The following is a 12,108-nucleotide window of genomic DNA, read 5'->3' as shown; positions in this document are numbered from 1 at the left end:
CTCAAGTGGCGAAGCGGTAGGCCGGTTAAAGGACCTCGAACAGCCCCGCCGCGCCCATGCCGCCGCCGACGCACATCGTCACCACGACGTATTTCGACTTGCGGCGCTGGCCTTCGCGCAGCGCGTGGCCGACGCAGCGCGCGCCGGTCATGCCGTAGGGGTGGCCGATCGAGATCGACCCGCCGTTGACGTTCAGCCGGTCGTTGGGGATGCCGAGCACGTCCTGGCAGTAGAGGACCTGCACCGCGAACGCCTCGTTCAGCTCCCACACGCCGACATCGTCCACCGAAAGGCCGAAATGGCCGAGCAGCTTGGGAATCGCGAACACCGGGCCGATGCCCATCTCGTCGGGCTCGGTGCCGGCGACCGCCATGCCGACGTAGCGGCCGAGCGGGGTCAAACCCTTCTTCGCCGCGACGGCGGCTTCCATCACGATCACTGCCGCCGAGCCGTCGGACAACTGGCTGGCATTGCCGGCGGTGATGGAGCCCCCTTCGACTACGGTCTTGAGCCCCTGCAACCCTTCGAGGGTGGTTTCGGGGCGGTTGCCTTCGTCCTTCTTGAGGGTGATCTCGCGATCGGAGATTTCGCCGGTCGCCTTGTCCTGCACCTTCATGACGGTGCTCACTTCGACGATCTCGTCGTCGAACACGCCCGCCGCCTGCGCGGCGGCGGTGCGCTGCTGGCTCTGCAGGCCGTAGGCGTCCTGCCGGTCGCGGCCGATGCCGTAGCGGTTGGCGACGTTCTCGGCGGTCTGCAGCATCGGCATGTAGATGGCCTTGTGCATCGCCATCAGCGACGGATCGGGCTGCACCCGCATGTCCTTGGTCTGCACGAGGCTGATCGATTCCTGGCCGCCGGCGGCGACGATATCCATCCGGTCCACGATGACCTGCTTCGCCGCAGTGGCGATGCTCATCAGGCCGCTCGAACACTGGCGGTCCATCGTCATGCCCGAGACGGTGACGGGGCAGCCGGCGCGCAGCGCGACCTGGCGCGCGAGATTGCCGCCCTGGGTGCCCTGCTGCAGCGCGCTGCCCCACAGGACGTCGTCGATCTCGCCGGGCTCGATGCCGGCGCGCTCGATCGCGGGCTTGAGCGACAACGCGCCGAGCGTGGGCCCGAGCGTATTGTTGAAAGCGCCCTTATAGGCCCGGCCGATTGGAGTGCGGGCGGTGGAGACGATGACGGCGTCACGCATGGTCAATTCCTGTAGCTAGCGAGTGTTGGTCCGGGCCTGGGGAGGGCATTCAGACGAAGAACTGCATGATCCATTCGGTGATCAGGGCGGGCTTGTCCTCGCCTTCGATCTCGATGGTGATCTCGTGCGTCTGCTGCCACTGGCCAGGGCGTTTTTCCTCGAGGTCGACTAGCTTCCAGTGGCCGCGGATGCGCTTGCCGCTGCGGACGGGCGAGATGAAGCGGGTTTTGTTGCCGCCGTAGTTGACGCCCATCTTCACGCCGTCGACCTTCGGCAGATCCGAATTGGCGGAAAGGTACGGAATCATAGACAGCGTCAGGAAGCCGTGCGCGATGGTCCCGCCGAACGGGGTCATCTTGGCGGCTTCTTCGTTGACGTGGATGAACTGGTGATCGCCCGTCGCCTCGGCGAACTGGTTGATCCGCTCCTGGCTCATCACGACCCATTCGCTCGTGCCGACGTTCTGGCCGACCTTGGCTTTCAATTCCTGCGGGGTCATGCGCCTCTCCTCGTTAGAAACCGCGGTATGCGCGGATTCCATAGGCGCAGGACTCGGCTTAGCGCAACGCCGGTTCGCCTGCCGTTACGGCATCGCCGCCGGCCGCCTGCTTGGACCGCCGCAAACGCCTCCGCACGGGCGAATCGACCCGGCGGCACCAGCTCCACAGCGCGCACTGCACGCCGATCAGCGTCAGGATGAACGGCTGGTACGCGATCCCCTGGAACAGCGAACCGACGAGGTAGATCGCCTGCGCGAACTGCAGCGCGACCGCCAGCGGCGCCTGCCATTGCTGGTCGGCCCGCTCGCGGCCCCTCCAGCGGCGACGGATGCGTTCCATCTGCCACAAGCCCAGCGCGTGGATCCACAGCCACAGGAACAGCCCCGGCCAGCCCTGCTCGCCGAGCATTTCGAAGATCGCCGAATGGTAGGCGCGCGCGCGGTCCGTATGGTCCTCGTACTCGACCGAGCTCGTGTTGCCCTCGCTCTTGCGGACCGGCAGCTTGTAGGTGAACTCGTTGCCGCGATAGGCGTCGAACCCGCCACCGAGCGGGTGATTGTTGGCGTAGTCGACCGTCCAGCGCCACACCGCCACCCGGGTCGAGGCCGAGGTATCTTCCTCAGCCGATTCCAGCGTCGACATGCGCTGGTGCCAGCTCTGCGGGAGAAAAGGCAGCGCGACCAGAGAGAGCGCCGCGGCTGCCCCGAGATAGACAAGGCGCCGCTTGACGTCGCGCAGCATCAGCACCGCCAGCACCGCCATGCACAGCAGGCCGGTGCGCGCCTCGGTCCCGATCGGCATCAGCAGGCAGGCGAAGATCAGCGCATAGCCGAAGGTCTTTACCCGCCAGTCCGGCGGGAAGACCGTGCCGTGCTTCATCGCCCACAGAATCAGCGGGATGATAGCGATGGCGACGGTGGCTATGGTCGAGCTTTCGTACATCCCGGTGTTGTTGTTCACCAGCAGGTAGAGCACCCCGTATCCGCCGCCGCCGGTGGCGGTCTTGATCCCGCCATTGATGATGATCGCCCCTGCGGTGAGGACCATCGTCAGGACGACCGCCTCGAACCGCAACCGGGTGGTGAGCGTCAGCGGCAGGAAGATCGCGAACACGAGGGCTTTCCACACCCAATCCCACTTCTCCGCCGCGGGGATCGGGAAATCGGCGTTGGCGGTGGTCAGCGCGCACCACCCGAGCAGGATCACCAGCAGCCATTGGCGGAAGGCGAAGCGCGCGCCGTGTTTGGAATCGGCGAGCAACCAGCCGCCGAATGCGGCGCAGAAGGCGATCAGCGATACCGGAAGCGAGGCGACCAGTTGCCAGCCGATGTCCTGCGGGCTGAGCGTGTCGATGTAGATGTAGGCGAGCACCCACACGAACGGGCGGCGGATGCCGAGCAGCAGCACCCCGGCGATGAACAGGAACAGTCCGAGGTCGATCATTCCGGCTGTTCCGGCTGCTGCGGCGGATCGCGGTCGAGGTCGTCGCGGCCGATCAGCCGCAGCATCATCAGCAACAGCAACCCGTGAACGAGCGCGAGGGAGAACAGGTCAATCATCGAGCGCGCAGGCCTAGCGCATCGCAGTTGACGCGCCGTTAAGCCTGTCGTGCGACAAACCGCCGCATGACCCGCGTGCTGCACGTCCTCGACCATTCGCTGCCGCTCCACAGCGGCTACACTTTCCGCACCCGCGCGATCATGACCGCGCAGGCCGCCTCGGGGCTCGAAGTGCGCGGGGTGACCGGTCTGCGTCACGCGGCCGATGGGCCGGTCGCGGAAGTCGCCGACGGGCTGTTGTTCCACCGCACGCCAGGGGTGGCGTCGGGCGTCACCGGAATGCGCGAATGGCGCGAGATCGCTCGCCTCGCCGACGCAATCATCGCTCTCGCCGAGGATTGGCGGCCGGACGTATTGCACGCGCACTCGCCCGCCCTGTGCGGCCACGCCGCGCTGCGCGCGGGGCGCGCGCTCGGCATACCGGTGATCTACGAGATCCGCGCCTTCTGGGAAGACGCCGCGGTCGACAACGGCACGGGACGCGAAGGCTCAGTCAAGTATCGCCTCACCCGCGCGCTCGAGGATCGGGTCGTCGCCGACGCCGACGCGGTGTTCACCATCTCGCATGGATTGCGCGACGATCTCGTGGCGCGGGGCCACGCGCCGGGAAAGATCGGGCTCTCGCCGAACGGCGTCGATCTGGGCCTGTTCGGCACGCCGCCCGAGCGCGACGCGGCGCTGGCGGACGAGTTCGGCTACGGGGCCGAAGACCCGGTGATCGGGTTCATCGGCAGCTTCTACGACTACGAAGGGCTCGATCTGCTCATCGACGCGCTGCCACAGCTGCGCCGGCATCATCCCAGCGCCCGCCTGCTGCTGGTCGGCGGTGGCCCATGCGAAACCCGGCTGCGGGCCCGCGCCGCCGCCTCGCCCGCGGCCCACGCGATCCACTTCACCGGCCGGGTCCCGCACGCCGAAGTGGAGCGCTACTATTCGCTGATCGATGTGCTCGCGTACCCGCGCAAGGCCAGCCGCTTGACCGAACTCGTCACCCCGCTCAAGCCGCTCGAAGCCATGGCGCAGGGCCGGCTCGTTGCCGCGAGCGACGTCGGCGGCCACCGCGAACTGATCGAGGACGGCGTCACCGGCGCGCTGTTCTCCGCCGACGACGCCCGGTCGTGCGCCGATACCTTGTCAGGCCTGCTCGACGAGCGCGACGACTGGCCGGCGATGCTGGCGCGCGCGCAGGCCCGGGTGCGCGAGCGCCACGACTGGTCGCGCAACATTCGTCGTTATCAGGACGTTTACCAACACCTGTTAGCTCATCGCCCGAACGGGAAATTGTCCGCCGCCGCCTGACCGGCGATCGCGGCGGCAGCCGCCAACGGGGTGTCCAATGAGCAGCCAAACCAGACGACAGGGGGCTAAGGCCCCGATCAGCGCGCACCCGGCCTTTCCGGCGATCGTCGCGCTGTGGTTTGCCGGTCTGTTGGGTCTCGGCAGCATGGTGATGCCCCCCGTTGTGATCGAGCGTGTGAGCAATGCCGGCGGCATCGCCTCCCTCGGCGAGTACGCGCGGACAGCGGTGGCGCTGGCCGGCGCGGCGCTCGGAGCCCTCGCAGGCCTGGCCATTGCCCGGCGCGTGGCGGCGGCAACCGGCGCGCGCCGAACACCAGCGGCAGGCGAAGACTTCGCCAAGGCTCCGCTCTCCGCGCCCGATGAGCTGGGCGAGGACGGGTTCGATGCCGAACCGTCGCTCGCCGTCGCCGAGGACTTCGAAAGCGCCGAACTCGTCGAGGACGACGACATCGGCGACTTCGACAGCGAAGAACTGCCGCCAGCTGCCGAAATCTCTGCGGCGGGCGACTGGATTTCCGAGGACCGCAAGCGCGAGGCGCTGCACCGCGAAGAAGGCGAGCCCGAGGGGACTGTCGCCGAGGCTACGGCCACGCCGGCAGATAGCCGCCCGCTCGGCGAACTGGCCATGGTCGAATTGGTCGAGCGTCTCGCCCGCGCGTTGCAACAGCATCGCGACCGCGCCGGCGACGCGGCGGACATGCCGGGCGCCGCGCCGGTGGAACGCCCGCTCGCCGAAGAACCGGCCGAATTCGACACGGCCGAGCCGCTGGCCGAGAACTATCCGTCGCTGCTGTCGATGAGGCGCGCTCCCCCGCGCGAGCCGGGCGACAACGAGCGCGCGCTGCGCGAAGCCCTCCAAAAGCTGGAGCGCATGAGCGGCGCCGCCTGACGGCCGGCCTCGCGAAAGCGGGGCTTTATCGCGCTCAATTCCCTTCGCGATTGCGGAAAAACGTTCGTGTCGTCATGGCCCGAAGCTGCGATAACTTTGCTGCGCGAGGCAGCACGGCGAGTCGCGTTTCATTGCCCGCCGGCGCGCGGGCCAGGCGTTGTAGATTGCGAGCACGATGGGTTTTCCGCCCAACCAGGGACTGTACGACCGGCGTAACGAGCACGATGCCTGCGGCGTCGGCTTGCTCGCGCACATCAAGGGCATGAAGAGCCACGCCATCGTCGCCCAGGCGCTCGAAATTCTCGCCAACCTCGATCACCGCGGCGCGGTCGGCGCCGATCCGCTGCTCGGCGACGGCGCAGGCATCCTCATCCAGATCCCGGATCCGCTGTTCCGCAAGTGGGCCGAGGCCAATGGCCACGACTTGCCCCCGCCCGGCGAATACGCGGTCGCGCAATGCATGATGCCGCAGGGCGACAGCGCACGCGCGTTCGTCAAGGAGCAGTTCGAGAAGTTCGTCGCCAAGGAAGGCCAGCGGATGATTGGCTGGCGCGAGGTGCCGGTCACGCTCGACGGCCTCGGCAGGGCGGTCGTCGCGTCGATGCCGGTGATGCGCCAGTGCGTGATCGCCCGCGGGCCCAACTGCGCCGACCAGGATGCCTTCGAGCGCAAGCTGATCGTCATCCGCAAGCAGGTCCAGAACCCGCTCCGCAAGCAGGAAGAGAAGCTCGGCATCGCGGGCCTGACTCAGATGTACATCCCGAGCTTCTCGAGCCGGACGATCGTCTACAAGGGCCTCCTTCTGGCGAACCAGGTCGGCAGCTTCTACGACGACTTGCGCGATCCCGACTGCGTCAGCGCATTGGGCCTCGTCCACCAGCGCTTCAGCACCAACACCTTCCCCAGCTGGAAGTTGGCGCACCCGTACCGCTTCATGGCGCACAACGGTGAGATCAATACCGTGCGCGGGAACGTGAATTGGATGAACGCGCGCCGGCGGACGATGGAATCGCCGCTTCTCGGCGCTGACCTCGACAAGCTGTGGCCGATCATTCCGCACGGCCAGTCGGACACCGCGTGCCTCGACAACGCGCTCGAGCTGCTACTGCTCGGCGGGTACGACCTCGCGCACGCGATGATGATGCTGATCCCGGAAGCGTGGGCGAAGGACCGGCTGATGGACCCCGAACGGCGCGCGTTCTACGAATACCATGCCGCGCTGATGGAGCCGTGGGACGGGCCGGCGGCGGTGTGCTTCACCGATGGGCGCCAGATCGGCGCCACGCTCGACCGTAACGGCCTGCGCCCCTCGCGTTATTGCGTGACCAAGGACGACCTGATCTGCCTCGCGAGCGAGAGCGGGGTGCTGCCGTTCAAGGAAGACGACATCGTCCGCAAGTGGCGGTTGCAACCGGGCAAAATGTTGCTGGTCGACCTCGAACAGGGCCGGATCATCGAGGACGCCGAGCTGAAGGCGAGCCTCGCAGCCGCGCAGCCTTACGCAAAGTGGCTCGAAGACGCACAGTACAAGCTCGAAGACCTCGACCATATCGAGCCCGAGCTGTCGGCCGTGCCCGAGCCGGCGACCGACCTGCTGGAGCGGCAGCAGGCGTTCGGTTACACACAAGAGGACATTTCCAAGTTCCTTGAGCCGATGGCGCAGTTGGGCGACGACCCGCTCGGATCGATGGGCACCGACACGCCGATCGCGGTGCTCTCCAGTCGCCCGCGCCTGCTGTTCGACTACTTCAAGCAGAACTTCGCGCAGGTCACCAACCCGCCGATCGATCCGATCCGCGAGGAGCTGGTGATGAGCCTTACCAGCATGGTCGGCCCGCGCCCCAATCTGCTCGGCCGCGATGCGGGCACCCACAAGCGGCTCGAGGTGAGCCAGCCCATCCTCACCAACGAGGATCTCGCCAAGATCCGCTCGGTCGAGGCGGCGCTCGACGGGGCGTTCCGCTGCGAGACGATCGACATCTGCTGGGATGCCGGCGCCGGGGTCGAGGGCGTCGAGCTGGCCCTGCGCGAGATGTGCTGGGCGGCCACAGAGGCGGTGCTGCAGGATCACAATATCCTCGTGCTGAGCGACCGCGCGCAGTCGCAGGACCGCATTCCGATCCCCGCCCTGCTGGCGACCGCGGCGGTGCACCATCACCTCGTCCGTCAGGGCCTGCGGATGCAGACCGGCCTCATCGTCGAGACCGGCGAGGCGCGCGAAGTGCATCACTTCTGCGCGCTGGCGGGCTACGGCGCCGAGGCGATCAACCCCTATGTGGCGTTCGAAACACTCGAGGATATCCGCCGCACCAAGCTGCCGCACTCAAGCGAAGCGGACGTGCGCAAGAACTACGTCAAGGCGATCGGCAAGGGCATTCTCAAGGTCATGTCCAAGATGGGCATCTCGACCTACCAGTCGTATTGCGGGGCGCAGATCTTCGACGCGGTCGGGCTGTCGAGCGCGTTCGTGGACAAGTATTTCACCGGCACCGCGACCACCATCGAAGGCGTCGGCCTCGCCGAAGTGGCTGAGGAGGCGGTGCGCCGCCATGCGCTCGCCTATGGTCATAACCCGGCCTACGAGCACATGCTCGACCCCGGCGGCATCTACCAGTTCCGCCTGCGCGGCGAGGACCATGCCTGGACCCCCGGCACCGTCGCCGACCTCCAGCACGCGGTGCGCGGCAACAGCCTGGAGCGCTACGAGGATTATGCGCGGGCGATCAACGAACAGTCCGAGCGGCTGCTGACGATCCGCGGGCTGATGGAATTGAAGCCGGCGGCGACCCCAGTACCGCTCGACGAGGTCGAGCCGGCGGCCGAGATCGTCAAACGCTTCAGCACCGGCGCGATGAGCTTCGGTTCGATCAGCCGCGAGGCGCACACCACGCTCGCTATCGCGATGAACCGCATTGGCGGGCGCTCGAACACCGGCGAAGGCGGCGAAGAGATCGACCGCTTCAAGCCGCTGCCCAACGGCGACACGATGCGCTCGAAGATCAAGCAGGTCGCCTCGGGGCGCTTCGGGGTGACCACCGAGTACCTCGTCAACTCCGACGATATCCAGATCAAGATGGCCCAGGGCGCCAAGCCCGGCGAGGGCGGCCAGCTTCCCGGGCACAAGGTCGACAAGGTGATCGGCAAGGTCCGCCACTCAACGCCCGGCGTAGGCCTCATCAGCCCGCCGCCGCACCACGACATCTACTCGATCGAAGACCTCGCGCAGCTAATCCACGACCTCAAGAACGTGAACCGCGAGGCGCGCATCTCGGTCAAGCTAGTGGCCGAGGTCGGCGTCGGCACGGTCGCGGCGGGCGTCGCCAAGTGCAAGGCCGACCACGTGACCATCTCGGGCTACGAGGGCGGCACCGGCGCCTCGCCCCTGACCTCGCTGACCCACGCGGGCAGCCCGTGGGAGATCGGCCTCGCCGAGACCCAGCAGACCCTGCTGCTCAACGACCTCAGGAGCCGGATCGCGGTGCAGGTCGACGGCGGCCTCAGGACCGGCCGCGACGTGGCGATCGGCGCGTTGCTCGGCGCCGACGAGTTCGGCTTCGCGACCGCCCCGCTGATCGCGGCCGGGTGCATCATGATGAGGAAGTGCCATCTCAACACCTGCCCGGTCGGCGTCGCGACGCAGGACCCGGTGCTGCGCAAGCGCTTCACCGGCACCCCCGAGCACGTGATCAACTACTTCTTCTTCGTCGCCGAGGAACTGCGCGCGATCATGGCCGGGATGGGTTTCCGCACCGTCGAGGAGATGGTCGGGCGGGTCGACCGGATCGACATGGCCCGCGCGACAAGGCACTGGAAGGCGCATGGCATCGACCTTTCGCGCCTGCTCCACCAGGTCGAGCCGGTCCACGGCCATACGCTGTACCATTCCGAGGAGCAGGACCACGCGCTCGGCGGGGCGATGGATGTCGAGCTGATCGAAGCGTGCGAGTCAGCATTGGAAAGCGGTGTTCCAGTGCAGATCGAGCGCTTCATCCGCAACGCCAACCGCGCCACCGGGGCCATGCTCTCGGGTGAAGTAGCCCGACGCTACGGGCACCAGGGATTGAAGCCCGACACCATCCGCATCGAGCTCACCGGGGTCGCCGGGCAGAGCTTCGGCGCCTGGCTCGCGCACGGGATCACCCTGCGGCTGACCGGCGACGCCAACGACTACGTCGGCAAGGGCCTCTCGGGCGGCCGCATCGTCGTCCGCCCGCCCGGCGGCGTGGACCGCGATCCGCGGGCGAACATCATCGTCGGCAACACCGTGCTCTATGGCGCGGTCGCGGGCGAGGCGTACTTCAGCGGGGTCGCCGGCGAGCGCTTCGCGGTGCGCAATTCCGGCGCGGTCGCGGTGGTCGAAGGCTGCGGCGACCACGGCTGCGAATACATGACCGGCGGCGTGGTCGTCGTGCTCGGCCGGACGGGGCGTAATTTCGCCGCCGGGATGAGCGGCGGTGTCGCCTACGTCTACGACGAGGACGGCGCGTTCGCGAAGCTGTGCAACCAGGCGCAGGTCGAGCTGTCTTCGGTATCCGCCGCGCGCGACGAGGAAGACGGCACCGGTCGTCCGCTCCAGCGCGCGCGCAGCGTGGATGACGCCGGCATGGGCGACATGCTACGCCACGATGCCGAGCGCCTGCGTGTGCTCATCGAGCGGCACAAGCTCCACACCGGCAGCGCCAAAGCCGGCGAGATTCTCGACGATTGGGAGGCTTCGCTGGCTCGCTTCGTCAAGGTCATGCCGTCCGACTACGCCAAGGCCCTGCGCCAGCTCGAGGCCGAGCGCCTCGAGCATGAATTCGAGGCAGCCGAATAATGGGCAAGGAAACCGGCTTTCTCGAATTCGAGCGCAAAGACCGCAGTTACGCGGACCCGAAGGCGCGCCTGCGGCACTACAAGGAGTTCACCATTCCGCCCGCCGAGCCGGATCTGCGCCAGCAGGCGGCCCGCTGCATGGATTGCGGCATCCCTTACTGTCACAACGGTTGCCCGGTGAACAACCTGATCCCCGACTGGAACCAGCTCGTTTACGAAGGGGACTGGAAGGACGCGCTCGACAACCTGCATTCGACCAACAATTTCCCCGAATTCACCGGCCGGGTGTGCCCCGCCCCGTGCGAGGCGAGCTGTACGCTCAACCTCATCGACGCGCCGGTGACCATCAAAAGCATCGAATGCGCGATCGCCGACCGCGGGTGGAAGGAAGGCTGGATCGTCCCCGAGCCGCCGGAGACCCGCACCGGCAAGCGCGTCGCTGTCGTCGGCAGCGGGCCGGCAGGCCTTGCCTGCGCCCAGCAGCTGGCCCGGGTCGGCCACTCGGTGACGGTGTTCGAGAAGAACGACCGCCTCGGCGGCCTGCTCCGCTACGGCATCCCCGACTTCAAGATGGAAAAGCACCTCGTCAATCGCCGCGCGGTGCAGATGGAGGCGGAAGGGGTCATATTCCGCACCAGCACCGAAGTCGGCGTCGACGTCTCGTTCGCGAGCCTCAAAGAGAACTTCGACGCGGTCGTGCTCGCAGGGGGAGCGGAAGATCCGCGCCGCCTGCTCATCCCGGGCGCCGAGCTCCCCGGTGTGCGTCTGGCGATGGAATTCCTCACCCAGCAGAACAAGCGCAATGCGGGTGACGACGAAGTCCGCGCCGCACCGCGCGGCAGCCTGGTGGCGACCGGCAAGAAGGTGATCGTGATCGGCGGCGGCGATACCGGCTCGGACTGCGTCGGCACGAGCAACCGCCAAGGCGCGGAGAGCGTCGTCCAGCTGGAGATCATGCCGCGTCCGCCGGAGAAGGAGGACAAGGCGCTCACCTGGCCGCACTGGCCGATGAAGCTGCGCACCTCCTCGAGCCACGAAGAAGGCGTCGAGCGCGACTGGTCGGTGCTCGCCAAGCGGGTCATCGGCGAGGGCGGCGAGGTCTCCGGGCTCGAATGCGTGCGCGTGGAATGGCGCGGCGGGCAAATGGAAGAAGTCGCTGGCAGCGAATTCACCGTTCCGGCGGACCTTATCCTCCTGGCGATGGGCTTCGTCGGCCCACTCAAGGGCGGCCTGCTCGATCAGTCTGGCGTTGAGCTTGACCCGCGCGGAAACGTAGCGGCGGACACATTCTCCTACGCCGCCAGCGAAGCGGGCGTCTTCGCCTGCGGCGACATGCGCCGCGGCCAAAGCCTCGTCGTATGGGCCATCCGCGAAGGGCGCCAGGCGGCCAGGGCGGTGGACGAGATGCTGATGGGAGTCAGCGAGCTTCCGCGCTGATCGGCTGGACCGCTGGCTGCATTTCCGAGTGGCCGCCGAACAGCTCGAGGATACTCGTGACCCGGTCGGGTTCGACCCCGGCATGCTCGCCGACGGTCACGGCGAAGGGACCGGCAACGTCGCGCGAAGCAACCGCGACGTACTCCTCCGGCACCCCCGCTTCGCGCAGGCCTTCAATGGCGTTGCGAAGGTCCGTCCTGCTGTAGAACGTGGCTGCAGCGATAAGCGGCATATCGTCTCTCCGCGCCATCCGTGGACCTCGGAAAAGCGGAGCGAGCACCGACGTTCCAAGGGAGAAACGCGTTATTTAACAATGATTACAGGCAAACCCACGAAAACTGACTTGGGTTAGTACGTTTCCTGAAACCAAGGCGCCGCTCGCGGATTCGAAAGGCGAAGGAGAACAGT

General features: G+C 67.2%; 8 protein-coding genes. 4 read left to right on the top strand and 4 right to left on the bottom strand.

Annotated features, from left to right (window positions below; genetic code table 11):
- Nucleotides 1–25: 25 nt before the first annotated feature.
- From ACWPM1_RS02180 to ACWPM1_RS02170, 3 genes are read right to left on the bottom strand one after another with little or no spacing between them, the layout of a single operon-like run.
- Nucleotides 26–1,201, bottom strand: coding sequence for an acetyl-CoA C-acyltransferase (locus ACWPM1_RS02180; RefSeq protein WP_455693204.1), 1,176 nt, complete (start codon nt 1,199–1,201; stop codon nt 26–28).
- A gap of 49 nt (nt 1,202–1,250) precedes the next feature.
- On the bottom strand, nt 1,251–1,700 hold the full coding sequence (locus ACWPM1_RS02175) for a MaoC family dehydratase (protein ID WP_455693203.1): 450 nt from the start codon (nt 1,698–1,700) through the stop codon (nt 1,251–1,253).
- A gap of 58 nt (nt 1,701–1,758) precedes the next feature.
- Nucleotides 1,759–3,144, bottom strand: a complete 1,386-nt coding sequence (locus ACWPM1_RS02170) for a DUF5935 domain-containing protein (protein WP_455693202.1) — start codon at nt 3,142–3,144, stop codon at nt 1,759–1,761.
- A gap of 182 nt (nt 3,145–3,326) precedes the next feature.
- On the opposite strand from ACWPM1_RS02170, the gene ACWPM1_RS02165 reads away from it, so the two are divergent.
- From ACWPM1_RS02165 to ACWPM1_RS02150, 4 genes are all read left to right on the top strand, one after another.
- Nucleotides 3,327–4,559 carry a TIGR04063 family PEP-CTERM/XrtA system glycosyltransferase gene (locus ACWPM1_RS02165; RefSeq protein WP_455693201.1) on the top strand — a complete coding sequence of 411 codons (1,233 nt, stop codon included), beginning with the start codon at nt 3,327–3,329 and terminating at the stop codon, nt 4,557–4,559.
- Between the two features lie 37 nt (nt 4,560–4,596).
- Complete coding sequence (locus ACWPM1_RS02160; protein WP_455693200.1) at nt 4,597–5,448, top strand: hypothetical protein; 852 nt, start codon at nt 4,597–4,599, stop codon at nt 5,446–5,448.
- Nucleotides 5,449–5,623: 175 nt separating this feature from the next.
- On the top strand, nt 5,624–10,264 hold the full coding sequence (gene gltB, locus ACWPM1_RS02155) for a glutamate synthase large subunit (protein WP_455693199.1): 4,641 nt from the start codon (nt 5,624–5,626) through the stop codon (nt 10,262–10,264).
- A complete protein-coding gene (locus tag ACWPM1_RS02150) occupies nt 10,264–11,700 on the top strand; it encodes a glutamate synthase subunit beta (RefSeq protein WP_455693198.1) in 1,437 nt (478 codons plus the stop codon). The genes gltB and ACWPM1_RS02150 overlap by 1 nt, the downstream gene beginning before the upstream one ends.
- On the opposite strand, the gene ACWPM1_RS02145 is transcribed toward ACWPM1_RS02150, so the two are convergent.
- Complete coding sequence (locus ACWPM1_RS02145) at nt 11,681–11,932, bottom strand: hypothetical protein (RefSeq protein ID WP_455693197.1); 252 nt, start codon at nt 11,930–11,932, stop codon at nt 11,681–11,683. The two genes, ACWPM1_RS02150 and ACWPM1_RS02145, sit on opposite strands and share 20 nt — an antisense overlap.
- Between the last annotated feature and the right edge of the window lie 176 nt (nt 11,933–12,108).

Source organism: Tsuneonella sp. HG249 (assembly GCF_053819205.1).
This window is presented reverse-complemented; position numbering and strand designations above follow the sequence as displayed.